Origin of the sequence: Ramlibacter sp. Leaf400, assembly GCF_001424545.1 — a bacterium.
In the GTDB taxonomy this organism is placed as follows: Bacteria; Pseudomonadota; Gammaproteobacteria; order Burkholderiales; family Burkholderiaceae_C; genus Ramlibacter.
On sequence record NZ_LMQL01000010.1, the window covers coordinates 183980 to 209350 of the forward strand.

Below are 25371 nucleotides of genomic sequence, written 5' to 3' on the forward strand. Positions count from 1 at the left end.
CTGATGTCCGGCTTCACCCTCGGCCTGGTCATCCTCGGCGGCCTGGTGCTGGCCCTGCTGGTGGCCTGGAACGCCTGGACCACCCGCAAGCTGGCCCCGCGGCAGGCGCAGCAGCCGCCCCGGCAGGATCCGCGCGGCGGCGGCCCGATCGACCCCGACAACCCGATCGAACCGGTGTTCGACACCGAACCGGTCCCGCCGCTGCCGATGCCCGAGCGCAAGCCCGGCCTCGACGCGCTGATCGACGTCCTCGCGCCGATCGCCGTGGAGTCGCCGGTTTCGGGTGAAGCGGCCGTCGCGGCCCTGCCGGCCACGCGCCGCGCGGGCAGCAAGCCTTTCGCCATCGAGGGCCTGAACGACGCCACCCAGCACTGGGAGACGCCGCACCCGGGCGAGCGCTACGCGGCCTTCCAGGCCGGCGTGCAGCTGGCCAACCGCACGGGCGCGCTCAACGAGATCGAGTTCTCCGAGTTCGTGGTCAAGGCCCAGGCCTTCGCCGACGCGGTGAACGGCGCGCCCGAGTTCCCCGAGATGCTGCACGAGGTGGCCCGCGCCCGCGAACTCGACCAGTTCGCCAGCCAGCACGACGCGCAGCTGGGTTTCACCCTGCGCGCCCGCAACGCGGCCTGGAGCCCGGGCTACGTCCACCAGAACGCGTCCCGCTTCGGCTTCGTCTCGGGCGCCATTCCCGGCCGGCTGGTTTTGCCGGCCTCGCAGCCGGGCCATCCGCTGCTGGTGCTGTCGTTCGACACCCAGGCCGCGCTGTCCGAGGACCCGGCCCAGTCGGCCATCCGCGAGGTCACGCTGAGCCTGGACGTGCCGCAGGTGCACCGCGCCGAGCAGCCGTTCGCGCGCATGCGCGATGCCGCCCTGGGCCTGGCCGAGGGCATGGACGGCGTGATCACCGACGACAACGGCCAGCCCATCCAGGTCGAGGCGCTGGACGTGGTCGGCGCCGACCTGGAAATGCTCTACGACACCCTGGAGGCGCGCGACCTCGCGGCCGGCTCGCCGCAGGCGCGCCGACTCTTCAACTAGGTTTCGAGCATGTCCGCCTCCCCGAAGGTGCAGGAGCGCGTGGACGCGCTGCGGGAACTGCTGCACCACCACGCCCACCGCTACTACGTGCTCGACGAGCCGGAGATCCCGGACGCCGAGTACGACAAGCTGTTCCAGGAGCTGCAGGCGCTGGAAGAGGCGCATCCCGAACTGCGCTCGCCCGACTCGCCCACCCAGCGCGTGGGCGGCGGCGTGCTGGAGGGCTTCGCCCGGGTGCGGCACAAGGTGCCGATGCTGTCCATCCGCACCGAGACCGACATCGAGGCCAGCGGCGCGCGCAGCTTCGACGCCCGCGTGCGGCGCGAGCTCGGACTGGGCGAGGGCGATCCGCCCGTCGAATACGTCGCCGAACTGAAATTCGACGGCCTGGCCATCAGCCTGCGCTACGAGGACGGCGTGCTGGTGCAGGCCGCCACTCGCGGCGACGGCGAGATCGGCGAGGTCGTGACGCAGAACATCCGCACCATCGGCCAAGTGCCGCTGCGGCTGTCGGCCCGCGGCAAGGGCACGCCGCCGGTGCCGCCGGTGCTGGAGGTGCGTGGCGAGGTCTACATGCGCCGCGACGACTTCGAGCGGCTCAACGAGCAGCAGCGCGAGAAGATCGCCCGCGGCGCGAAGAACGAGAAGACGTTCGTCAATCCGCGCAATGCGGCGGCCGGAGCGGTGCGCCAGCTCGATCCCGCCATCGCCCGCCAGCGGCCCCTGAGCTTCTTCGCCTACGGCTGGGGCGAGATCGTGGGCGGGCCGGCCTTCGAGACCCAGTACGAGCTGCTGGAGACGATGCGGGCCTGGGGCCTGCCGGTGTCGCAGCACACGCGCCGGGCGCGCGGGGCCGAGGAGCTGGTGGCCTTCCACCAGTCCATCGGCGCCAGCCGCGACCAGCTGCCCTACGACATCGACGGCGTGGTCTACAAGGTGGACAGCCTGGCGCTGCAGAAGCGCCTGGGCTTCGTCACCCGCGAGCCGCGCTGGGCGGTGGCGCACAAGTACCCGGCGCAGGAGCAGCTCACCACCGTGGAGTCGATCGACGTCTACGTGGGCCGCACCGGCAAGCTGACGCCGGTGGCGCGGCTGCAGCCGGTGTTCGTCGGCGGCGTGACGGTCACCAACGCCACGCTGCACAACGAGGACGAGGCGCGGCGCAAGGATGTTCGCGTGGGCGACACGGTGATCGTGCGGCGTGCGGGCGACGTGATCCCCGAAGTCGTCGCCGTCGTTCCCGACAAGCGCGCCGCGGGCGCGCAGCCCTTCACCATGCCCACGCACTGCCCGGTCTGCGGCAGCGACGCGGTGCGGGAGGAGGGCGAGGCCGACTACCGCTGCACAGGTGGCCTCGTCTGCGGCGCCCAGCGCAAGCAGGCACTGCTGCATTTCGCCCAGCGCCGCGCCATGGACATCGAGGGCCTGGGCGAGAAGCTGGTCGACCAGCTGGTCGATGCCGGCGTGGTGCGCACGCTGCCCGACCTGTACCGGCTGGGCCTGGCCCACCTGGTGGCGCTGGACCGCATGGGCGAGAAGTCGGCGCAGAACCTGCTGGCCGGCCTGGAGCAGTCCAAGAACACCACGCTCCCGCGCTTCCTGTACGCGCTGGGCATCCGCCACGTGGGCGAGGCCACGGCGCGCGACCTGGCGCGGCACTTCGGCCAGCTCGACACGATCATGGACGCCAGCGCCGAGCGGCTGCTGGAGGTGCCCGACGTGGGCCCGATCGTGGCCGAGAGCATCCACACCTTCTTCGCCCAGCCGCACAACCGCGAGGTGGCCGAGCAACTGCGCGCCTGCGGCGTGCACTGGGAGGACACCGAACCGACGGCCCAGGCGCCCAAGCCCCTGGCCGGCAAGACCGTGGTGCTCACCGGCACGCTGCCCACCCTGAGCCGGGACGAGGCCAAGGACCTGCTGGAAGCGGCCGGCGCCAAGGTGGCCGGCTCGGTGAGCAAGAAGACCAGCTACGTGGTGGCCGGCGCCGAGGCCGGCAGCAAGCTGGACAAGGCTCAGGAGCTGGGCGTGCCGGTGCTGGACGAGGACGGGTTGCGCCGGCTGCTGTCCGGGGGAGAGGCCTGATCCGGCGCGGACTCGGGCCGGCGCCACAGCCAGGCCAGCACGATTGCCATCCCGCCGATCACGGACAGCACGTACCAGCGCGGGCCCATCCAGAACAGCATGCTGGTGGCGCTGGCCGCCATCAGCGCGCTGGCCAGCCACTTGGCGCGGCGACGCACCACGCCGCCGCTGCGCCAGTCGCGCAGGTGCGCACCGAAATGCGGGTGCGACTCCAGCCAGTTCAGCAGCCGCGGCGAACTGCGCGCCGCCGCCCAGGCGGCCAGCAGCACGAAGGGCACGGTGGGCAGGACGGGAAGGAACACGCCGATGATGCCCAGCACCAGGCTGGCCACGGCCAGCAGCAGGAACAGCCAGCGGGCAGGACCGGTGGCCAGGCGGTGATCCACGGGGGGCGGCGCCATGCGGCATTGTCGCTTGCGGCTATGCTCGTCCCATGGCGATCCGAGACATCCTGAAGATGGGCGACCCGCGGCTGCTGCGCGTGGCCCAGCCCGTGCAGCGCTTCGACACCGACGAGATCCACCTGCTGGTCGCCGACATGTTCGACACCATGCGGGCCGTCAACGGCGCCGGCCTGGCCGCCCCCCAGATCGGCGAGGACCTGCAGCTTGTGATCTTCGGGACCGACGCGCCCAATCCGCGCTACCCCGACGCACCGGTGGTGCCCCGCACCGTGCTGCTCAACCCCGTCATCACGCCGGTGGGCGACGAGGAAGAGGAGGGCTGGGAAGGCTGCCTCTCCGTCCCCGGCCTGCGCGGCGTGGTGCCGCGCTGGAAGACGATCCGCTACACGGGCGTCAACCCGTTCGGCGACCCCATCGACCGAACGGTCGACGGCTTCCATGCCCGCGTGGTGCAGCACGAGTGCGACCACCTCATCGGCAAGCTGTACCCGATGCGGGTTCGCGACTTCACGAAATTCGGCTTCACCGAGGTGCTGTTCCCGGAGATCGACGCTGCCGAGGACGATTAGTCCCGGCTGACGGGGCTTCCTACGAAGCCGCCAGCGCTTCCAGCAGCTCCGTCTCGATCTGGATCTGCCGGCGGTTCTGCTGCAGCTCGGCGCCGTCGATCAGGAAGGTGTCCTCGACCCGCTCGCCCAGCGTGCTGACCTTGGCGAGCTGCAGGTTGATCTTGTGCCGCGCGAGCACGCGGGCGATCGAATAGAGCAGGCCCACGCGGTCGCTGGCCGAGACGCTGAGCAGCCAGCGCTGGGCCCGCTCGTCGGGCGTGAGCTGCACGCGCGGTGCGATCGGAAAGCTCTTGACGCGGCGCGAGACGCGGCCGCGGCTGGGCGCGGGCAGCGGCCCGGCGCGCTCCAGCGTCTGTTCCAGGCCCGACTCGACCATGCTGACCAGCTCGCGGTAGTGCTCGGGCAGCATGGAGGTGACGACCTGGAAAGTGTCCAGCGCAAAGCCGTTCCTGGCCGTGTGGATTCGCGCGTCCAGGATGGAGAAGCTGGCCTGGTCGAAGTAGCCGCAGATGCGGGCGAACAGGTCGGGCTGGTCGGGCGTGTACACCAGCACCTGCAGGCCTTCGCCCACGGGCGACATGCGCGCACGCACCACCGGCCTGGCCGTGCCCACGTGGCGCGAGAGGTGCCGCGTGTGCCAGGCGATCTCGCCGGCGTCGTGGCGCATGAAGTAGCCCACGTCCAGCGTGTCCCACAGCTTCTTGTGCACCTCGAAGGGCAGGGCGAACAGCTGCAGCAGCACCAGCGCCTCGCGCTTGCGGGCCTCGATCTCGGCGGCCTTGTCCGGCGCATGGCCGCCCAGCGCGCGCAGCGTGGCGCGGTACAGGTCCTCCAGCAGCTTGCCCTTCCAGGCGTTCCACACCTTGGGGCTGGTGCCGCGGATGTCGGCCACGGTCAGCAGGTACAGCGCCGTCAGGTTGCGCTCGGTGCCCACCCTCTGCGCGAAGGCGGAGATCACGGCCGGGTCGCTCAGGTCCTCCTTCTGCGCGATGCGGCTCATGGTGAGGTGCTCGCGCACCAGGAATTCGATCAGCCGGCAGTCGTCCGCCTCGATGGCGTGCTGCCTGCAGAAGTGGCGGACCTCGGCCGCGCCGATCACCGAGTGGTCACCGCCGCGGCCCTTGCCGATGTCGTGGAAGAGGGCCGCGACGTACAGGATCCAGGGCTTGTCGTAGCCGGCCGCCAGCTGCGAGCAGAACGGGTACTCGTGCGCGTGCTCGGCGATGAAGAAGCGCCGCACGTTGCGCAGCACCATCAGGATGTGCTGGTCCACCGTGTAGACGTGGAACAGGTCGTGCTGCATCTGGCCCACGATGCGGCGGAACACCCACAGGTAGCGGCCCAGCACCGAGGTCTGGTTCATCAGCCGCAGCGCGTGCGTGATGCCCGAGGGCTGCAGCAGCATCGCCTTGAAGGTGGCGTGGTTCACCGGGTCGTTGCGGAACTTCGAGTCCATCACGCCGCGCGCGTTGTACAGGGCGCGCAGCGTGCGGGCCGACAGGCCGTTGATGCCCACCGTGGTCTGGAACAGCAGGAAGGTCTCGAGGATGGCGTGCGGTTCCTGCTGGTACAGGTCGTCGCTGGCGACCTCCAGCATGCCGGCCTTGTTGGCGAAGCGCGGGTTGATCGGCACCGGCTCGTGCCCGCTGGGGTTGATGCGCTCCTCGATGTTCAGCAGCAGGATCTGGTTGAGCTGAGTGACGGCCTTGGCGGCCCAGTAGAAGCGCTTCATCAGCGCCTCGCTGGCCCGCTGGAGGACCCGGCCTTCCGGGCTGGTGGCGGTGCGGTAGCCGAACGACTCGGCCACCGCGGTCTGCAGGTCGAACACCAGCCGGTCCTCGCGCCGGCCGGCGATGGCGTGCAGCCGCGCGCGGATCAGGCTGAGCAGCGCCTCGTTGCGCTGGATCTGCTGCGCCTCCAGCGGGGTGGCCAGGCCGTTGGCGGCCAGCTCGTCCCAGCTGCCGCCGAAGCCGGCCGCCTTGGACACCCACAGGATGACCTGCAGGTCGCGCAGGCCGCCGGGCGACTCCTTGCAGTTGGGCTCCAGCGAGTACGGCGTGTTCTCGAACTTGGTGTGCCGCTGGCGCATCTCCAGCGTCTTGGCGATGAAGAAGGCGCGCGGGTCCAGCGTGGCGCGGAAGCGCTCCTGGAAGGTCGCGAACAGCCCGCGGTCGCCGCAAAGGAGGCGAGATTCGAGCAGCGAGGTCTGGATGGTCACGTCGGCCTCGGCGGCGGCCACGCATTCGCGGACCGTGCGCACGCTGGAGCCGATCTCCAGGCCGATGTCCCAGCAGCGGCCGATGAAGCTTTCCAGGCGCTGCTTGAGCTCGCCGTTGCCGTCGCCGTCGGCCTGCACCCCGTCGGGCAGCAGCACCAGAACGTCGACGTCGGAATGCGGGAACAGTTCGCCGCGGCCGTAGCCCCCGACGGCCAGGAGCGCGACTTCGGCCGGGAAGCCCGAGGCCTGCCACAGCGCCCCGAGCGCTGCATCGACGTGGCGCGCCAGCCGCCGCAGCACGGTGCCGATGGAACGGGTGGGGTTGCCCTCGCGCAGCAGCGCGGCGGTGAGGGCCGCCTTCTGCGCCTTGAGCTGCTCGCGCAGGGCGGCGGTCGAGGTGTCCGGCGGGGGCTGGAGGACGGCCGAGGCCATGGCCGGGGACGCGCCGGTCAGGCGGCGTTGACGAAGGGCGGGGGCGGCGGGCTGCCGGCCGACAGGGTGAGGACCTCGTAGCCGGTCTCGGTGACCAGCACGGTGTGCTCCCACTGGGCGGACAGCGAATGGTCCTTGGTGACGATGGTCCAGCCGTCGTTGCCGAACTCCTTCACCTCCTTGCGGCCGGCGTTGATCATCGGCTCGATGGTGAAGGTCATGCCCGGCTCCAGCTTCTCCAGCGTGCCGGGCTTCCCGTAGTGGAGCACCTGCGGCTCCTCGTGGAAGTTGCGGCCGATGCCGTGGCCGCAGAACTCGCGCACGACGGAAAAGCCGTTCTTCTCGGCGAACTGCTGGATCGCCCAGCCGATGTCGCCCAGGTGGATGCCGGGGCGCACCTTGACGATGCCCTGCCACATGGCCTCGTAGGTGAAGTTGACCAGCCGCCGGGCGGCGATGGAGACGTCGCCCACCACGAACATGCGGCTGGTGTCGCCGTACCAGCCGTCCTTGATGACGGTGACGTCGACGTTGACGATGTCGCCCTTCTTCAGCGGCTTGTCGTTGGGGATGCCGTGGCAGACCACGTGGTTGACCGAGGTGCACAGCGAAGCCGGGTAGGGCGGGTAGCCCGGCGGCTGGTAGCCCAGCGTCGCCGAGGTCGTGCCCTGCTTCTTCATGTACTCGGCCGCGAGCCGGTCGATCTCCCGCGTGGTGATGCCCGGCTTGATGTGGGGGGTGAGGTGGTCCAGCACCTCGGCCGCCAGCCGGCCGGCGATGCGCATGCCCTGGATGCCTTGCGCGTCCTTGTACGTGATGCTCATGGAGCGAATTATCCCAGAGGCCCCCGGGCCTCGCAGGGGCGTGGGCGGTGCCCGGTAAAATGCCGGGGCTCATGGCGCCGCCCCAGTCAGCGGCGGCGCCTTCCTCTCCCACACAGGCTTTCACAGTGACCCTGCACATCACCGAGTTCGAGGGTGGCCGCGCCCTCAGCGAGTTCCGCATCCGGCAACTGCTCCCCCGGCTCCAGGAAGTGCACGACAAGGTCAGCGGCGTGTCAGCCCGCTTCGTCCACGTGGCGGCGTGGGACCACCCGCCCTCCGGCGCCGAGCGCGAGCGACTGGCCGCGCTGCTGACCTACGGCGAGCCCTTCGAGGGCGCCGCGCAGGGCGAGCTGTTCGTCGTCTCGCCGCGCCTGGGCACCGTCTCGCCCTGGGCCTCCAAGGCCACCGACATCGCCCACAACTGCGGCATCGCGGTGCGACGGGTCGAGCGCGCGGTGGAGTGGCGCGTGGCGCTCAAGTCGCCGCTGCTGGGCCAGGCTCAGCTGTCGGCGGCCCAGCGCGAGGCCATCGCCGGCCTGCTGCACGACCGCATGACCGAGAGCGTGCTGGCCGACCGCGCCGGCGCGCACCGCCTGTTCAGCGAACTGGCGCCTTCGCCCATGGAAGAGGTGGACGTGCTGGGGGGCGGCCGCGCCTCGCTGGAGAAGGCCAACCTGCAGTTCGGCCTGGCGCTGGCCGAGGACGAGATCGACTACCTGCTCGACGCCTTCCGCGGCCTGGGCCGCAACCCGACCGACGTCGAGCTGATGATGTTCGCGCAGGCCAACAGCGAGCACTGCCGGCACAAGATCTTCAACGCGGACTTCACCATCGACGGCCAGCGGCAGGAGCACAGCCTGTTCGGGATGATCCGGCACACGCACCGCACGAATCCGCAGCACACGGTGGTGGCCTACTCGGACAACGCCGCCGTCATGGAGGGCGCCCGGGTGGAGGCTTTCGCGCCGGCGCGCGGCGACGGTCCCGCGGCGTATGCGCGCCAGGCGGCGCTGCACCACGTGCTGATGAAGGTGGAGACGCACAACCACCCGACGGCGATCTCGCCTTTCCCGGGCGCCTCCACGGGCGCGGGCGGCGAGATCCGCGACGAGGGCGCCACCGGCCGTGGTGCCAAGCCCAAGGCGGGCCTGACGGGCTTTTCGGTGTCGCGGCTCTGGGACAACCCCAACGGCCGGCCGGCGCACATCGCCAGCGCGCTGCAGATCATGACCGAGGGTCCGCTGGGCGGCGCCGCGTTCAACAACGAGTTCGGCCGGCCCAATTTGCTGGGCTACTTCCGCGAGTACGAACAGGACGTGGCCGGCGTGGCGCGCGGCTACCACAAGCCCATCATGATCGCGGGCGGCCTGGGCAGCATCGAGGCCGGGCAGACGCACAAGGAGCGCTTCCCCGCCGGCACGCTGCTGGTGCAGCTGGGCGGGCCGGGGATGCGCATCGGCATGGGCGGCGGCGCCGCCAGCTCGATGGCGACGGGCACCAACGCGGCGGAGCTGGACTTCGACTCGGTGCAGCGCGGCAACCCGGAGATCGAGCGGCGCGCGCAGGAGGTCATCAACCACTGCTGGTCGCTGGGCGCGGCCAACCCGGTGCTGGCCATTCACGACGTGGGTGCCGGCGGCCTGTCGAATGCCTTCCCCGAGCTCACGAACGACGCCGGCCGCGGCGCGCGCTTCGACCTGCGCGAGGTGCCGCTGGAGGAGTCCGGCCTGGCGCCCAAGGAGATCTGGTGCAACGAGAGCCAGGAGCGCTACGTCCTGGCCATAGCGCCGCAGTCGCTGGAGCAGTTCCGCGCGTTCTGCGAGCGGGAGCGGTGCCCGTTCGCGGTGGTCGGCGTCGCGACCGAGGAGCGGCAGCTGATCGTCGGCGAGAACCTCCAGGCCTCGTCCGGAGGGGCAGGGAGCCACGCCGTGGACATGCCGATGGACGTCCTCCTCGGCAAGCCGCCCAAGATGCACCGCGATGTGCAGCGCCTGAAGCGCGAAGTGCCGCCCATCGAGCTGACCGGCGTCGACCTGCAGGACGCGGTGATCAAGGTGCTGGCGCACCCGACGGTCGCCTCCAAGCGCTTTCTGATCACCATCGGCGACCGCACCGTGGGCGGTCTGTCGCACCGCGACCAGATGGTGGGCCCCTGGCAGGTGCCGGTGGCCGACTGCGCCGTGACGCTGGCCGACTTCCAGGGCTTCGCGGGCGAGGCCATGAGCCTGGGAGAGCGCACGCCGCTGGCGGCCACCGACGCCGCCGCTTCGGGCCGCATGGCGGTGGCCGAGGCCATCACCAACCTGCTGGCCGCCCCCATCGAACTGCCCCGCGTGAAGCTGTCGGCCAACTGGATGGCCGCCTGCGGCGAAGCGGGCGAGGACGCGGCGCTGTACGAGACGGTGAAGGCCGTCGGCCTGGAGCTGTGCCCGGCCCTGGGCGTGTCCATCCCGGTCGGCAAGGACAGCCTGTCGATGCGCACCCAGTGGCAGGAGGGCGGGGCGGCCAAGAAGGTGGTCTCGCCCGTCAGCCTGATCGTGACCGCCTTCGCCAGCATCGACGACGTGCGCACCACGCTCACGCCGCAACTTGCGGCGACCGAGGACACGACGCTGGTGCTGGTGGACCTGGGCAAGGGACGGGGCCGCATGGGCGGCAGCATCCTGGCGCAGGTGCTGGCGCAGCCCGGCGGCGACGTGCCCGACCTGGACGATCCGCGGGACCTGGTGAACCTGGTGGCGGCGGTCAACGCGCTGCGCGCTCAGGGCCGCGTGCTGGCCTACCACGACCGCAGCGACGGCGGCCTGCTGGCGGCGGCCTGCGAGATGGCGTTCGCCGGCCAGGTCGGCGTGAGCCTGAACGTGGACCTGCTGGTCACCGAAGGCGACGGCATCAGCGACAGCCGCGCCGAGTACGGCGATGCCAAGAACTGGGCCTCGCAGGTCAGCGCGCGCCGCGAGGAGCTCACCTTGCGCGCCCTGTTCAACGAGGAACTGGGCGTGCTGCTGCAGGTGCGCACCGACGAGCGCAACGAAGTCATGCAGGTGCTGCGCGAGCACGGGCTGTCCAAGTTCAGCCACTTCGTGGGCAAGACCCGGCCGGCCTCGTCCGCCATCGAGGTGGGCAAGGGCGAGGTCCAGGTCTGGCGCGACACCAAGGCGGTGTTCTCCGCCAGGCTGGCCGACCTGCACCAGGTGTGGGACAGCGTCAGCTGGAAGATCTGCCAGCAGCGCGACAACCCGGCGGGCGCCGATGCCGAGCACGCGGCCGCCGGCGACCCGGCCGATCCGGGCCTGCAGTTCGCGCCGGCCTTCGATCCGCGCGAGGACGTGGCCGCCCCGTACCTGAACCTGGCCCGTCCCCGCGTGGCCATCCTGCGGGAGCAGGGCGTCAACTCGCACGTGGAGATGGCGTACTGCTTCGACCTGGCCGGCTTCGAGGCGGTGGACGTGCACATGACCGACCTGCAGTCGGGCCGCGCCGAACTGCCCCAGTTCAAGGGCTTCGTCGCGTGCGGTGGCTTCAGTTACGGCGACACGCTGGGCGCCGGCATCGGCTGGGCCCGCAGCATCACGTTCAACCCGAAGCTGTCGGAGCAGTTCCAGGCCTTCTTCGGCCGCGACGACACCTTCGCCCTGGGCGTGTGCAACGGCTGCCAGATGCTGGCCGAGCTGGCCGACATCATCCCGGGCGCCCAGGCCTGGCCGCGTTTCACCACCAACCGCAGCGAGCGCTACGAGGCGCGGCTGTCGCAGGTGGAGGTGCTGCCGTCGCCCAGCCTGTTCTTCGACGGCATGGCCGGCAGCCGCCTGCCGATCGTGGTGGCGCACGGCGAGGGCTATGCGAACTTTGCGCAGCGGGGCGATCCGGCCCGGGCGATCGCGGCGATGCGCTTCATCGACCACCACGGGCAGCCGACCGAGCAGTACCCGCTGAACCCCAATGGCAGCCCGGGCGGGCTGACGGCGGTGACGACGGCCGATGGCCGCTTCACGGCCATGATGCCGCACGCCGAACGCGTGTTCCGCAACGTCCAGATGTCGTGGACGGGGGGCGACAAGAGCGAGTTCAGCCCCTGGCTGCGGATCTGGCGAAACGCCAGGAAGTGGGTGGGGTAAGTCCCTGTCGGTCAGCGGCAGCGGCGCGCGATTGCCCCCTTGACCGTCCCCTGCCGCAGAGGTTCAATGTAACGCCGGGTTACGCGCGCCTCGCAGCAGGAAGCGGGCGGGCCCCACCGGACAAAGGCCTCAAGATGTTCAAGCTGTTCCGACGCGCCGAGCCTCCCAAACCCGAACGCAAGCCCGCGGCCCCGGCCGCGCGGGCGTCGGCGCGGCCGCGGTCGCTTCCGCTGGTGCCGGAACCGCCCCCGGTGCCTGAGGTGCGGGAAGACCACGACGAATCGGCCTGGGACCTGTGGGAGCAGTCCCAGTTCCAGCTCGACAGCCAGATGGGCGGCCTGTCGCCGGCCGATTCGGTGCGGGTGCGCGAGGGACGTCCCAGCCAGATGGACGACCTCGATCCCTTCCAGCGCATCGGCAAGAACGACCGCTAGCCGGTTTCTCGCCGGTCGCCCTGCTGGCCGGCGACCGCCCCGACCCGGGGCCTAAACTCTGCCGCGATGCCCAGCGCCCGCTACGACCGCCTCGACGCCCTGCGGGGCGCCGCCATCGTCTGGATGACGGTCTACCACTTCTGCTTCGACCTCAACCACTTCCGCTGGATCCGCCAGGACTTCTACGCCGACCCGGTCTGGACCTGGCAGCGCACCGCCATCGTCAGCCTGTTCCTGTTCTGCGCCGGACTGTCGCAGGCGGTGGCGCATGCGCAGGGCCAGTCCTGGCCTCGGTTCTGGCGGCGCTGGGGGCAGATCGCCGCCTGCGCGCTGCTGGTGACGATCGGGTCCTGGTACATGTTCCCGCGCAGCTACATCTTCTTCGGCGTGCTGCACGGGATCGCGGCGATGCTCCTCGTGGTGCGGCTGACCGCGGGGTGGGGACGGGGGCTGTGGCTCGCCGGCGCCGCGGCCATCGGACTTTGGGCCCTGGCGCCCATGGCGCACGCCGCCTGGCCGTCGCTGGAGTTCCTCAACCGAGGGCCGTTCCACTGGCTGGGGCTTATCAGCCGCAAGCCGGTCACCGAGGACTACGTGCCGGTCTTCCCGTGGCTGGGGGTGATGTGGTGGGGGATGGCGGCCGGGCAATGGCTGCTGGCGCGCAGGCCGGCGCTGCTGCAAGGGCGGCTGATGGCGCCCGGTGCCGGCGCGCTGGCCTGGATGGGGCGGTGGAGCCTGACCTGGTACATGCTGCACCAGCCGGTGTTGATCGGGGTGCTGACGGTGGTGGCGGCGCTGGTGCGCTGAACGGCTGACCCGCTCCCGTCCCGGACGACGTCGACCCGACCCCCTTCCGCCGTCATTCCCGCGGAGGCGGGAATCCAGTGCTTCCAATCCGCCAAAAGAAAAGCGGCCTCGCGGCCGCTTCCTGGATTCCCGCCTGCGCGGGAATGACGAGAAGGTGTGGCGTGCTACTCCACCTTCGCGCCCGTGCGCAGGTCCTGCTGGAACTTCGCCAGCTTCTGCTGCTGCAGCGCCTGCGCAATCTGTGGCTTGACCTCGTCCATCTTGGGCAGCTGCGCTTCGCGCACGTCGTCCACGCGGATCACGTGCCAGCCGAACTGGCTCTTGACCGGGGCATCGGTGGTCTGGCCCTTGTTGAGCTTGATCATGGCCTGCGAGAACTCGGGCACGTAGCTGGCCGCGTTGGCCCAGTCGAGGTCGCCGCCGTTGGCGCCGGAGCCCGGGTCCTTCGACTGCTTCTTGGCGATGTCCTCGAACTTGCCGCCCTTCTTGAGGCTGGCGATGATGGTCTTGGCCTCGTCTTCCTTCTCCACCAGGATGTGGCGGGCCTTGTATTCCTTGCCGCCGTTGGCCGCCACGAACTTGTCGTACTCGGCCTTGATGTCGGCATCGGTCACCGGGTTCTTCTTCTGGTAATCGGCGAACAGCTCGCGGATCAGCAGGGTCTGGCGGGCCAGCTCCATCTGGGTGCGGAAGTCGTCGCTGCCGTCCAGGCCGCGCTTCTGGGCTTCCTGCATGAAGACCTCGCGCGCGATGACCTCTTCCTTGAGCTGCTCGGCGACGTCGGGCGTGATCGGCCGGCCGGACTTGGCCAGCTGCGAAGCCAGGGCGTCCACGCGGGCCTTGGGCACCGGCTTGCCGTTGACGATGGCGACGTTCTGGGCCGCTGCCGGAAGCGCGGCGCACAAGAGAGCTGCGGCCAACGCCGCAACGATTTGCTTTTTCATGGGGGAGGTCCCTCTCAAGGGTCGAATCGGAAGCGGGGGAGTGGTCAGGAGGTTTCGATGGCCAGCGCATGCAGCCCGGCGTCGATGTAATCCTGCAACGCATCATACACAAGGCGATGTCGCGCCAGCCGGGCCTTCCCACTGAAGAGCGGGGAGTCGATGCGGACCCGGAAATGGGTGCCGGAGCCCGTGCCGTCGGCCCCCGCATGGCCCGCATGGGCGCCGCTTTCGTCGATGACTTCCAGCCGGGTCGGCGCCAGCCGCTCGGCCAGGCGCCGGTGCAGGGCCTCGGCGGTGATCCCGGTCGGCATGGCTATTCCGTCTCGGTCTTCATGAAGCGTGACAGGTAGGCCGCCTGCGCCAGCACGAAGGCGATCATCAGCCCGAGGCCGCCGAACAGCTTGAAGTTCACCCAGGTGTCGGTCTCGAAGTTGTAGGCGACCCAGAGGTTGGCCACGCCCATGACGGCGAAGAAGGCGATCCAGCTCCAGTTCATCACCCGCCAGGCGGCATCGGGCAGGGACATCTGCGCGCCCATGAGCGACTTGAGCAGGTTGCGGCGGAACACCAGCTGGCCGATGGCCAGCGCACCGCCCATAAGCCAGTACAGCACGGTGGGCTTCCACTTGATGAAGGTGTCGTTGTGCGACAGCAGGGTGGCCCCGCCGAACAGCACGATCACCCCCAGGCTCAGCCATTGCATCGGTTCGACCTTGCCGGTGGACCAGCGCAACCAGGCGATCTGCGCCACCGTGGCGGCGATGGCCACGCCCGTGGCCACCCAGATGTCGAACAGCTTGAAGGCGACGAAGAAGACGACGATGGGCAGGAAATCGATGAGCAGTTTCATTCGGTCTTTTGAAAGTCCAGCGAGGCGGAGTTCATGCAGTAGCGCAGCCCGGTGGGGGCGGGGCCGTCCGGGAACACGTGGCCCAGGTGCGCGCCGCATTGCGCGCAGACGGTCTCGGTGCGCATCATGCCGTGGCTGGCGTCGCGGATCTCCTTGATGGCGCCGGGCGCCGCCAGCGAGAAGCTGGGCCAGCCGCAGCCGGCATCGAACTTGGTGCCGGAGTCGAAGAGTTTGTTCCCGCAGCAGATGCAGTGGTAGCTGCCGTCGGCCCACACCCGCTCGTACTTGCCGGTGAAGGGGCGCTCGGTGGCGGCGTGGCGGGTGACCTCGAAGGCGCCGCGCTCGGCGCCTTTCTCGGCCAGCAGGGCCTTCCATTCGGCCTCGGTCTTCTGGATGGGGTAGGTCATGAGGAGCAGCTGATCTCGATGTGGGACGCCCAGTCGGGCGGGAAGCCGGCCAGGTCTTCGAGCGCGGGATGTTCGTCGAAGGGCGCGTGGACGACCTTCAACAGGTCGGCCACGCCGCCGAAATCCTTCACCTTGGCGCGGCGGATCGCCAGCTCGCCCAGGTGGTTGCGCAGCACGAACTTGGGGTTGGTTCGCAGCATTCCCAGGGCCGTGGCGCCCCGCTCGGCCGGCAGGCGGGCCGAATGGTCGCGCCACCAGGCGTCGAAGCCTTCGCGGTCCAGGAACTGGTCGCGCACTGGTTCAGGATCGCCGGTCGCAACCGCGTGCGAGAGGCGCCGCCAGAAGATCGTGTAGTCCACCCGGTCCTTGGCCAGCAGCTGCAGCACGCGCTCGACCAGCACCCGGTCGTCCTCGTGGGCGTCGGGCAGGCCGAGCTTGCCGCGCATGCAGGCTTCCAGCTCGCTGGGGAAGATCGTCTTGTAAGACTCCAGCGCCGCGAGCGTGAGCTGCTCGTCGCCGATCAGCGGCAGCAAGGCCTGGCCCAGGCAGAACAGGTTCCAGTAGGCGACGTTGGGCTGGCGGTTGTAGGCATAGCGGCCGCTCTCGTCGCTGTGGTTGCAGATGTGGTTGGGGTCGAAGGCGTCGAGGAACTGGAACGGGCCGTAGTCGATCGTCAGGCCCAGGATGCTCATGTTGTCCGTGTTCATCACGCCGTGGCAGAAGCCCACGGCCTGCCAGCGGGCGAGGAGGGCGGCGGTGCGCTCGCTCACCTGCTCCAGGAAGGCGGCATAGGCGTTGCCGCCGAAGCGCTCCGTGGCGCGGCACTCGGGATAGAAGCGGTCGATGACGTAGTCGGCCAGGGTGCGCAGCTCGCCGTACTGCTCGCGCGAGGCGAAATGCTCGAAGTGGCCGAAGCGGATGAAGCTGGGCGCCACCCGCACGACCACGGCGGCCGTCTCGATCTCCTCGCGGCGCACCGGCGCGTCGGAGCCGGTGACGCTGAGGGCCCGCGTGGTCGGGATGCGCAGGCCATGCATCGCCTCGCTGCCCAGGAACTCGCGGATGCTGGACCGCAGCACCGCGCGCCCGTCGCCCATGCGCGAGTAGGGCGTGCGACCGGTGCCCTTGAACTGCAGTTCCTGCGGGCCGGTGGCCGACTCGACCTCGCCCAGCAGCAGGGCTCGGCCATCGCCGAGCTGACCGGCCCAGACGCCGAACTGGTGGCCGCTGTAGACGCTGGCCAATGGGCGCGTGCCGGCGATCGGCAGCGAGCCGGTGAGGGCGCTCACGCCGTCTTCGGATTGCAGCAGGTCGGTCGGCAGGCGCAGGTCGGCGGCCAGCCGGGGATTGACCCCGACGAGGTAAGGCGAGGGGAGCGGTGCCGCGACCAGGTCGGTGAAGAAGGCAGGACCGAGAGCGGCGAAGCTGTGCTTCCAGCCCACCCCCAGGTCGAACAGGCGGGGCGGGGCGTCGGCCAGGGAATCCATCCGCCGATTGTCCCCCGGGCCGCCAACCCCTTGCCGGCCTAGGCGAAAGCCTTATGGCGCGACCGTTGACACCGCCGGGATAATTCCTTAGCTGCTGAGCGCCGCCACAGGTGCACGAGGGAGGGCAAGAAAAATGAGCGACATGTCACTGATCCACCGTTCGCTGGGCGTCATGCCGCAGATGCCGCCGATGGCCAGGCCGCAGATCCCGGTGGCGCCCGAACCTGTCATCCCGGCCGGCAGCCGCGAACTGCCCCTGGATGAGCTGGAGATCCAGCACCTGCGCGGCATGGCCGAGATCGCGCAAGTCGTCCACCTGCGCAGCGAGATCAACCTGCCGGCCGCCGCGTTGGCGGACCCGGCATTCATTTCTCGCGAAAAAAAAGAGACCAGCACGGTTTTGTCGCCGGTTTTCGCTGGCGCGGCCAGTTTATTGGAACTATCCGCCTCATCCCGCTCGGGCTCGGCCTCGCGCCGTGTGAGAACCTCCTGGTGAACCAGGACTCGTCGCCGCACCTGATGCCGGCGGCCTGGGAAGTCGGCCGGCTCGTGCTGGCCCCCGAATACCGCACCGGGCCCGAAGCGCTCAAGCGCTGCCTGTTCCTCACCCTGGCCCACCTGGTCGACACCTTGCAGATCGAGAACCTGTACGCCACCTGCACCCCCGTGCTGAGCCGGCTGTACCGCCGCTTCGGCTTTTCCGTCCTGGTCAAGGACGCCTGCCAGGGAGAGGGCGGCAGCTACTCGCTGATCCACGGCGACGTGCCGACGGTGTTTCGCGCCCTGGCGGGCAGCGACCGCGAGCGCGAGCTGGCCGAAAGCCGGCTGGCGATGCTGCGGCCCAACTGAGTCCTTCCTCCATGACCGGCTGGTTCTCGCGCCTGTTCGCGCACTACGAGGCGTACCACGCCTATGGTCCACCGCGCCTCAAGTACATGGGCTACCTGGGGGCGGTGACCTACATCGCCTTCTTCTTCCTGCGGTTCACCCGCAAGAACCCGGACCTCTGGGACGACCTGCCGTTTCGCGCCGTCGCGGTGCTGCTGTTCCTGGGGCTGGGGCTCAAGGAGTTCTGGCCGGCCCGATTGAAGCCGTACTACATCCGGTACTCGTACCTGGTGCTGCTGTACTGCCTGCCGACCTTCACCATCCTGGTCGCGCTGGAGCGCGGCGGCGGGGTGCCTGCCATCTCCAACGCCTTCATCGTGCTGTGCTTCCTGGTGATGCTCACCGACTGGCGCAACACGCTGGCGATGCTGGCCGTCGGCACGGCGCTGGCCGCGGGCTACTACGCGCTCACGGTCGACGATCCGCGGCTGCCGTTGGACCTGATCGCGCAGTTGCCCGCGTACACGCTGATCGTGATCGGCGGCAACCTGTTCAAGTTCTCCACCGAGCAGATCGATGCGGAGCGCAAGCTGCGCGCCACCCAGGCCCTGGCGGGTTCGATCGCGCATGAGCTGCGGCACCCGCTGGCCCAGGTGCGCCACAGCCTGGAGCGCATGCAGAAGGTGCTGCCCGCGCCCGGCGTGCCCGGCCAGCTGGCCGCGGTCGGGCCGGCCGAGGTCGACACGCTCTACCGCCACCTGGCGCACGGCGAGCAGGCCGTGCAGCGCGGGCTGCAGGTGATCTCCATGACGCTGGACGAGGTCAGCGCCAAGCCGCTGGACACGGTCAGCTTCTCCTACCTGTCGGCGGCCGAGGTGGTGCGCAAGGCGGTCGACGAGTACGGCTACGACGGCGACGACGCGCGTGCCGCCGTCTCGGTCAAGGTGGACGAGGACTTCCAGTTCCTCGGCGACGAGACCGCCTACCTGTTCGTGCTGTTCAACCTGATCAAGAACGCCCTGTACTACCTGCGGCTGCACCCGGGCACGGCGGTGACGATCACCGTCGGCGGCCAGCAGGTGACCGTGCGCGACAACGGTCCGGGCATCGCCCCCGAGGTGCTGCCCACGCTGTTCGAGCCCTTCCGGTCGGTGGGCAAGTCGGGCGGCACCGGCCTGGGGCTGGCCTACTGCCAGCGCGTGATGAAGGCCTTCGGCGGCGAGATCCGCTGCCACTCGCAGCCGGGGGCCTTCACCGAATTCACCATGCAGTTCCCGCCGGCCGGCGAGCAGGCGCGGGAGGAGCACCGGCAGCAGGTGCTCGATTCGGCGCGCGCCGTGCTGGCCGACAAGCGCCTGCTGGTGGTCGAAGACGACGCCGCCCAGCGCGTGACCACGCGCCACAAGCTGCGCTCGCTGGGCCTGGTCATCGACGAGGCGGCCGACGGCCAGCGCGCGCTGGAAATGCTCTCGCGCCACGCCTACGACCTGGTGCTGCTGGACCTGAACATGCCCGTGCTCGACGGCTACCAGGTCGCCCAGAAGGTGCGCCAGGGCCAGGTGCCGGCCAACCGCTACGTGCGCATCGTGGCCCACACCAGCGAGCCGGCCCACCTGGCCCGGGTGAAGACGCAGCGCTCCGGGATGGACGGCTTCGTCGCCAAGCCCTCGGCCCAGCTGCCGCTGGTGCAGGCGTTGCAGCGGGCGCTGGAGCGGCGCAGCACCGCCTCGCCGGCGGGCGGGCGTCCGCTGGCCGCCCGCAGCGTGCTGCTGGCCGACGACAGCGCCTACAACCGCCGTGCCGTCGCCGCCTACCTGCGCGACGCGGGCGCGTCCGTGGTGGAGGTCGACCATGGGGAGGCTGTCCTGGCCGCGCTCCGTGCCGGCGCCGCCTTCGATGCGGTGCTGATGGACCTGAACATGCCCGGCCTGGGCGGCCTGGACACCTCGCGCGCCATCCGCGCCAGCCACGAGGCGTGGTCGACGCTTCCCATCATCGCGCTCACGGCCCATTCGGACTCGCCGGCGGTGCAGGGCGCGCGCGATGCCGGCATGAACGGCTTCTTGGTCAAGCCGGTCGAGGCGGCCCAGCTGTACGAGGTGGTGGCCGAACTCACAGCCGTCCCGCGCGGCCCGGTCGCGCCGTCACCGCTCGCGCAGCCCACTGTTCCACCTTCCCCGCCGGACGAGGAGGCGCTGCTCAACCTCGCGCGGCTGGAGAGCTACCAGCGGCTGGGGCTGCTGGAGGAGTTGCTGGCCGACTACCTGCCCGAGATCGCCCGGCTGATGGGCGCGCTGGAACAGGCAGTGGCCGCGCAGGACCTGCCGCGCGCACAGGACACGCTGCACTCGCTGCTGGGCATGAGCGGCGAGGCGGGGGCGCTGGCGCTGTACCAGTGGGTGCGCGGCGTGTATGTTCCCGTGCTCGAGGAGGGCCGCTGGCCGCCGGCGGACGAGTGGCTGCCCAAGGCCCAGGCGCTGGCGGTGCGCACCGAGCAGGCGCTGCGCGAGTACGGCGCGCGCCACTCGGGCGCCCGCGCCACCGAGGGGTAAGGTCCAGAGATGCCGCACGTAGCGCGTTCCATCCTGTTCGTCGACGACGAGGCGCCGTCGCGCAAGTGGTTCGCCCGCTGCTTCGGAGGCGAGTTCGACGTGGCCACCGCGGCCAGCGCCGACGACGCCATGGCCATCCTGGCGCAGCGGGGCGACGAGTTCGCCGCGCTGGTCACCGACTACCGCATGCCCGAGCAGGACGGCATGAAGCTGCTGCGCCGGGTGCAGCACGACCACCGCCACATCGTGCGCCTGCTGGCCACGGCCTACGCCGAGAAGGACGTCGCGATCGCCGCGGTCAACCAGGGCAAGGTGCTGCGCATCCTGGAAAAGCCGCTCGAGGACGAGCCCACGCGAGAGGCGCTGCGCGAGGCCCTGGCGCTGTACCGCCAACAGGCTCTGGAGCGCGCGTTGAACGAGAGCCGCGCCGCCACGCTGCGCGAGACGCTGGGCTTCCTGGCCCACGAGCTGAACACGCCGCTGGCGACGGTGCGCGGCTGCGTGAGCACCGTGGCCGCCCGCGCCATCGCCAACGGCGCCGGGTCGCGCGCCGGCGTCGCGGAGTTCGAGGAGCACCAGCCCGGCGAACTGCTGGCCGCGCTGGAACGGGCCGAGCGCCGCGCCCAGTACTGCCAGTCGCTGGTGGCCACCTTCCTGCAGTCGGCCCGGGATGCCTATCCCGGCGCGGCGCCGCAGACCGTCAGCGCCTCCGCGCTGCTGGGGGCGCTGGACGAATTCCCCTTCGAGGAGCAGGAGCGGGTCTGGGTCACCCGCCGCGTGGCGCGGGACTTCCGCCTGCCGGGCCGGCGCGACCTGCTGTACCTGGTGCTGTGCACCCTCACCAAGAACGCGCTGCAGGCGCTGCGCGGGCGCCCCCGGCCCAGCCTGCGCATCGAGGCGGGCTGCGAGGGCGGCGCCGAAGGCGCGCGCGGCTGGCTGCGCTTCGTCGACAACGGCGCGGGCATCCCGCCCGACGTCCTGGCCCGCTTGACGCGCGAGCCCGTCACCACCCGCGCCGGCAGCGGCGGCAACGGCATGGGCCTGATGTTCTGCCAGCGCGTCATGCAGGCCGCGGGCGGCTCGGTGCGGATCGACTCCACGCTCGGCGAAGGCACGACGGTGCTGCTGCAGTTCGAGCGCGCCGTGCAGCCCATCGAAGCCTCCCCGGGGGCCTGACGCCCCGCGTCCCCGGTTCGACGCCGCCCCGCGACGGGCGCGGTTGGTCGTAGCATCTGCGCTTTCCCCACAAGAACGCCGCACAAGGAGACGCCATGCTGGGCCTGATGCAGAACCAACCCCTGCTGATCTCGTCGCTGATCGACTTTGCCGAGCGCCACCACGGCGACGGCGAGATCGTCTCGCGCCGGGTGGAGGGCGACATCCACCGCTACACCTGGCGCGACGTGGCCGCGCGGTCCCGGCAGGTCGCCCACGCGCTCGACTCGGTGAACCTGCTGTTCTCCGACCGCGTCGCCACGCTGGCCTGGAACGGCTACCGGCACCTGGAGCTGTACTTCGGCGTGTCGGGCTCCGGCCGCGTGCTGCACACCATCAACCCGCGCCTGCACCCCGAGCAGATCGCCTGGATCGCCAGCCATGCGGAAGACCAGGTCCTGTGCTTCGATGCCACCTTCCTGCCGCTGGTGCAGGCGATCCATGCCCGGTGCCCGACCATCCGCCAGTACGTGATGCTGTGCGACTCGGGCAAGGTGCCCCGGGACAGCGGCATCCCCAATCTGGTCGGCTACGAGGACTGGATCGGCGGCCAGTCGACCGCCTACGACTGGCCGACTTTCGACGAGAACTCCGCGTCGAGCATGTGCTACACGAGCGGCACCACGGGCAACCCGAAGGCGGCGCTCTACAGCCACCGCTCGACCCTGCTGCACGCGTACGCCGCGGCGCTGCCGGACGTGATGGGCATCTCGGCGCGCGACTCGGTGCTGCCGGTGGTGCCGATGTTCCATGTCAACGCCTGGGGCATCCCGTATTCGGCCGCGCTCACCGGCTGCAAGCTGGTGTTCCCCGGCCCGGCGCTGGACGGCAAGTCGGTCTACGAGCTGGTCGAGGCGGAGAAGGTGACGTACGCGGCCGGTGTGCCCACCGTGTGGCAGATGCTGCTCGGCCACATGAAGCCGGGCGGCCTGCGTTTCTCCACGCTGCGGCGCACCGTCATCGGCGGTTCCGCCTGCCCGCCCGCGATGATCCAGGCCTTCCGCGAGGACTACGGCGTGGACGTGCTGCACGCGTGGGGCATGACCGAGATGAGTCCGCTGGGCACGCTGTGCACGCTGAAGAACAAGCACCTGCCGCTGCCCCCCGACGAGCAGATGAAGATCCGCCTCAAGCAGGGCCGCGCGATCTTCGGCGTGGACATGAAGATCCTGGGCGACGGCGGCAAGGAGCTGCCCTGGGACGGCAGGTCCTACGGCGACCTGTACGTGAAGGGCCCCTGGGTCGTGCGCGAGTACTTCAAGGGCGAGGGCGGCGATCCGCTGGTGGGCGGCTGGTTTCCCACCGGCGACGTCGCCACCATCGACGCCGAGGGCTACATGCAGATCACCGACCGCAGCAAGGACGTGATCAAGTCCGGCGGCGAGTGGATCAGCTCGATCGACATCGAGAACATCGCGATGTCGCATCCGGCGGTGCAGATGGCGGCGTGCGTGGGCATGCCGCACCCCAAGTGGGACGAGCGGCCGATCATCGCCGTGGTGAAGAGACCGGGCGCCGAGGTGACGCGCGAGGAGCTGCTCAAGTTCTACGACGGCAAGATCGCCAAGTGGCAGGTGCCCGACGACGTGGTGTTCGTCGACGCGATCCCGCTCGGCGCGACCGGCAAGATGCTCAAGACCAGGCTGCGCGAGACCTTGAAGGACTACCGCCTGCCGACGGCCTGAGCACGCGTGTCGCCTGCGCGATAGCAGCGCTCCAGCTTACGGGCATTCCCTGACCATTGCACTGGACGAATACTTGTACCCTGCGCGCATTCCAACACCCAGGAGACGCAAGATGAATTTCGCGCTGAGGCATGTCACCGTCGCCGCCGTCCTGGCCCTGACGGGTGCAGGGTTCGCGTTCGCCCAGACGGCTCCCGCCAAGCCGGCGGCCGCACCGGCCGCGCCCGCCGCGCAGGCGGCGGCTCCTGCGGGTGGCGGCGCGCTCAAGGGCCAGTCGGTCCGCATCGCTTTCATGGACCCGCTGTCCGGCCCGTTCGCCAACGTCGGGCAGAACCAGCTCAAGAGCTGGCAGTTCGCCGCCGAGCAGCTGTCGGGCAAGACGCCCGCCGGCGTCAAGTTCGAGGTGGTCGGCTTCGACAACAAGGGCTCGCCGCAGGAAAGCCTGAACACGCTCAAGGCCGCCATCGACCAGGGCTTCCGCTACGTCACGCAGGGCAACGGCTCGGGTGCCGGCCTGGCCATCCTCGACGCGGTGGCCAAGCACAACGAGCGCAACCCCGGCAAGGAGGTGGTCTACCTCAACTACGCCGCGGTCGACCCGGCCATGACCAACGAGAAGTGCGATTACTGGCACTTCCGCCTGGACGCCGACACGTCCATGAAGATGGAGGCGCTGACCACCTTCATGAAGGACCAGCCCAAGGTCAAGAACGTCTTCCTGATCAACCAGAACTACTCGCACGGCCACCAGGTCGCCAAGTACTTCAAGGACGCGATCACGCGCAAGCGCCCCGACGTGAAGGTGGTGGGCGAGGACCTGCACCCGATCGGCCAGGTCAAGGACTTCGCGCCGTACGTCGCCAAGATCAAGCAGTCCGGCGCCGACACCGTCGTCACCGGCAACTGGGGCCAGGACCTGACGCTGCTGGTCAAGGCCATGAACGACGCCGGCCTCAAGGTGCCGATGTACACCTACTACGCCGGGGTGACCGGCACGCCGACGGCGCTGGCCAGCGGCGGCGACAGCGAGGTGTACGTGGTGGCGTATGGCCACGCCAACCAGACGGGCGAGATCGGCAAGTTCGCCGCTGAATTCAAGAAGAAGTTCAACGACGACTACTACACCTACGCCACCTACAACGGCATCCAGCTGCTCGGCCACGCCATGGCCAAGGTCGGCTCGGCGGACCCGGTGCGCGTGGCCAAGGCGATGGAAGGCCTGTCGTTCAAGAGCTTCGCCGGCGACGCGCAGATGCGCGCCACCGACCACCAGCTCCAGCAGAGCATGTTCATCACCAAGTGGCAGAAGGCCAAGCCGGGCGAGTACAAGGTGGAGAACACCGACTTCACGTTCGTGCCCATCAAGCAGATGGACCCGTACGTGTCGAGCACGCCCACCAGCTGCCAGATGAAGCGTCCGGCGGGCTGACCGCAGGCGATCCCCACGAGCCGGGTTCCGCCAGCGGTCCCGGCTTTTTTGTGCCCGCACTTCCCGAGGGTCCATGGAGTTCTTCACGATCTCGCTCCTGAACGGCATCAGCTACGGGCTGCTGCTGTTCATGCTGAGTTCCGGCCTGACGCTGATCTTCAGCATGATGGGCGTGCTCAACTTCGCCCACGCCAGCTTCTACATGCTGGGTGCGTACTTCGCGTTCACCGTCGCCCAGCTGGTGGGCTACTGGCCGGCGCTGGTCGTCGCGCCGCTGGTGGTGGCGCTGGTGGGCGCGCTGTTCGAGAAGTACTGCCTGCGCCGGGTGCACAAGTTCGGGCACGTGCCGGAACTGCTCATCACCTTCGGGCTGTCCTTCATCATCCTGGAGATGGTGCAGCTGGTGTGGGGCACCAGCTCGGTCGACTACCGCGTGCCGGCGATGCTGGACGGCCCGCTCTTCACGCTGTACGGCACCAACTTCCCCATGTACCGGGGCTTCATGATGCTGGTGGCGGTGCTGATGCTCATCGCCATCTGGCTGCTGCTCACCCGAACCCGCATCGGCCTGGTCATCCAGGCCGCGCTCACCCATCCGGACACGGTGGAGTCCCTGGGCCACAACGTGCCGCGCGTGTTCATGCTGGTCTTCGGCGGCGGGGCCGCGCTGGCGGGGCTGGCGGGCGTGATCGGCGGCAACGCCTTCGTCACCGAGCCGGGCATGGCGGCCGTGGTCGGCTCGGTCATCTTCGTGGTGGTGGTGGTGGGCGGCATGGGATCGCTTTCGGGCGCCTTCGTGGCCTCGCTGCTGATCGGCATCATCCAGACCTTCGCCGTCGGCATCGACGCCTCGCTGATGGGCGCGCTCAACTCGGTCGGCGTCAACATCACGCCCTCGACCTTCGGTTTTGCGCTGTGGAAGCTCAAGATCAGCCAGATTGCGCCCATCCTGCCTTACGTCTTCCTGGTCCTCATCCTGATCTTCCGGCCCAAGGGCCTGCTCGGCACGCGGGAGGGCTGAACCCATGTCCACCTTGACCGACTC

General features: G+C 69.8%; 21 protein-coding genes. 13 read left to right on the forward strand and 8 right to left on the reverse strand.

Translation table 11 applies throughout. The features are described 5' to 3' along the window. The first annotated feature begins 3 nt into the window (after positions 1-3). Positions 4-1038: a cell division protein ZipA C-terminal FtsZ-binding domain-containing protein gene (locus tag ASG30_RS11885; RefSeq protein ID WP_055896422.1), complete on the forward strand. Its 1035-nt coding sequence runs from the start codon at positions 4-6 to the stop codon at positions 1036-1038. A 9-nt stretch (positions 1039-1047) separates the two neighbouring features. Continuing rightward, positions 1048-3123 (forward strand): NAD-dependent DNA ligase LigA, encoded by a 2076-nt coding sequence (gene ligA / locus ASG30_RS11890; RefSeq protein ID WP_055896425.1) that lies wholly within the window; start codon positions 1048-1050, stop codon positions 3121-3123. Here ligA and ASG30_RS11895 read toward each other — a convergent pair. Then, positions 3054-3524 carry a YbaN family protein gene (locus ASG30_RS11895; RefSeq protein WP_082522058.1) on the reverse strand — a complete coding sequence of 157 codons (471 nt, stop codon included), beginning with the start codon at positions 3522-3524 and terminating at the stop codon, positions 3054-3056. The two genes, ligA and ASG30_RS11895, sit on opposite strands and share 70 nt — an antisense overlap. A 32-nt stretch (positions 3525-3556) precedes the next feature. On the opposite strand from ASG30_RS11895, the gene def reads away from it, so the two are divergent. Then, positions 3557-4096: a peptide deformylase gene (gene def / locus ASG30_RS11900; protein WP_055896428.1), complete on the forward strand. Its 540-nt coding sequence runs from the start codon at positions 3557-3559 to the stop codon at positions 4094-4096. Between the two features lie 19 nt (positions 4097-4115). On the opposite strand, the gene ASG30_RS11905 is transcribed toward def, so the two are convergent. Then, positions 4116-6746: a [protein-PII] uridylyltransferase gene (locus ASG30_RS11905; protein ID WP_055896437.1), complete on the reverse strand. Its 2631-nt coding sequence runs from the start codon at positions 6744-6746 to the stop codon at positions 4116-4118. A 17-nt stretch (positions 6747-6763) separates the two neighbouring features. Then, positions 6764-7570 (reverse strand): type I methionyl aminopeptidase, encoded by an 807-nt coding sequence (gene map / locus ASG30_RS11910; protein ID WP_055896438.1) that lies wholly within the window; start codon positions 7568-7570, stop codon positions 6764-6766. 125 nt (positions 7571-7695) lie between these two features. On the opposite strand from map, the gene purL reads away from it, so the two are divergent. The 3 genes from purL (at position 7696) to ASG30_RS11925 (ending at position 12929) form a co-directional block, all read left to right on the forward strand. Beyond that, entirely contained in the window at positions 7696-11688 is a 3993-nt protein-coding gene (purL, locus tag ASG30_RS11915) for a phosphoribosylformylglycinamidine synthase (protein ID WP_055896442.1), read from the forward strand. A gap of 134 nt (positions 11689-11822) precedes the next feature. Continuing rightward, a complete protein-coding gene (locus ASG30_RS11920; RefSeq protein WP_055896445.1) occupies positions 11823-12122 on the forward strand; it encodes a hypothetical protein in 300 nt (99 codons plus the stop codon). A gap of 66 nt (positions 12123-12188) precedes the next feature. Next, entirely contained in the window at positions 12189-12929 is a 741-nt protein-coding gene (locus ASG30_RS11925) for a DUF1624 domain-containing protein (protein WP_055896447.1), read from the forward strand. A gap of 164 nt (positions 12930-13093) precedes the next feature. On the opposite strand, the gene ASG30_RS11930 is transcribed toward ASG30_RS11925, so the two are convergent. From ASG30_RS11930 to ASG30_RS11950, 5 genes are read right to left on the reverse strand one after another with little or no spacing between them, the layout of a single operon-like run. Continuing rightward, entirely contained in the window at positions 13094-13873 is a 780-nt protein-coding gene (locus ASG30_RS11930; RefSeq protein ID WP_055896450.1) for a peptidylprolyl isomerase, read from the reverse strand. Between the two features lie 44 nt (positions 13874-13917). Next, positions 13918-14184, reverse strand: a complete 267-nt coding sequence (locus tag ASG30_RS11935; protein ID WP_055896453.1) for a BolA family protein — start codon at positions 14182-14184, stop codon at positions 13918-13920. A gap of 2 nt (positions 14185-14186) precedes the next feature. Next, a complete protein-coding gene (locus ASG30_RS11940) occupies positions 14187-14723 on the reverse strand; it encodes a septation protein A (RefSeq protein ID WP_055896456.1) in 537 nt (178 codons plus the stop codon). Then, positions 14720-15130: a peptide-methionine (R)-S-oxide reductase MsrB gene (msrB, locus tag ASG30_RS11945; protein WP_055896458.1), complete on the reverse strand. Its 411-nt coding sequence runs from the start codon at positions 15128-15130 to the stop codon at positions 14720-14722. Before msrB ends, ASG30_RS11940 begins: the two co-directional genes overlap by 4 nt. Further along, a complete protein-coding gene (locus tag ASG30_RS11950; protein ID WP_055896461.1) occupies positions 15127-16617 on the reverse strand; it encodes a protein adenylyltransferase SelO in 1491 nt (496 codons plus the stop codon). The genes msrB and ASG30_RS11950 overlap by 4 nt, the downstream gene beginning before the upstream one ends. A gap of 142 nt (positions 16618-16759) precedes the next feature. Here ASG30_RS11950 and ASG30_RS11955 point away from each other — a divergent pair, with 142 nt between their 5' ends. From ASG30_RS11955 to ASG30_RS11985, 7 genes are all read left to right on the forward strand, one after another. After that, the gene (locus ASG30_RS11955; protein WP_156385504.1) at positions 16760-17113 is read left to right on the forward strand and encodes a hypothetical protein; all 354 of its coding nucleotides are present in this window, start codon (positions 16760-16762) and stop codon (positions 17111-17113) included. After that, positions 17110-17466: an N-acetyltransferase gene (locus ASG30_RS11960; RefSeq protein WP_200947301.1), complete on the forward strand. Its 357-nt coding sequence runs from the start codon at positions 17110-17112 to the stop codon at positions 17464-17466. Before ASG30_RS11955 ends, ASG30_RS11960 begins: the two co-directional genes overlap by 4 nt. An 11-nt stretch (positions 17467-17477) precedes the next feature. Beyond that, complete coding sequence (locus ASG30_RS11965) at positions 17478-19997, forward strand: hybrid sensor histidine kinase/response regulator (RefSeq protein ID WP_055896475.1); 2520 nt, start codon at positions 17478-17480, stop codon at positions 19995-19997. A 9-nt stretch (positions 19998-20006) separates the two neighbouring features. Next, positions 20007-21173 (forward strand): hybrid sensor histidine kinase/response regulator, encoded by a 1167-nt coding sequence (locus tag ASG30_RS11970; protein WP_055896478.1) that lies wholly within the window; start codon positions 20007-20009, stop codon positions 21171-21173. A 95-nt stretch (positions 21174-21268) separates the two neighbouring features. Next, on the forward strand, positions 21269-22897 hold the full coding sequence (locus ASG30_RS11975) for a 3-(methylthio)propionyl-CoA ligase (RefSeq protein WP_055896489.1): 1629 nt from the start codon (positions 21269-21271) through the stop codon (positions 22895-22897). A 112-nt stretch (positions 22898-23009) separates the two neighbouring features. Next, a complete protein-coding gene (locus ASG30_RS11980; RefSeq protein WP_055896492.1) occupies positions 23010-24326 on the forward strand; it encodes a branched-chain amino acid ABC transporter substrate-binding protein in 1317 nt (438 codons plus the stop codon). Between the two features lie 73 nt (positions 24327-24399). Continuing rightward, positions 24400-25347, forward strand: coding sequence for a branched-chain amino acid ABC transporter permease (locus ASG30_RS11985; protein ID WP_055896495.1), 948 nt, complete (start codon positions 24400-24402; stop codon positions 25345-25347). The last annotated feature ends 24 nt before the right edge of the window (positions 25348-25371 follow it).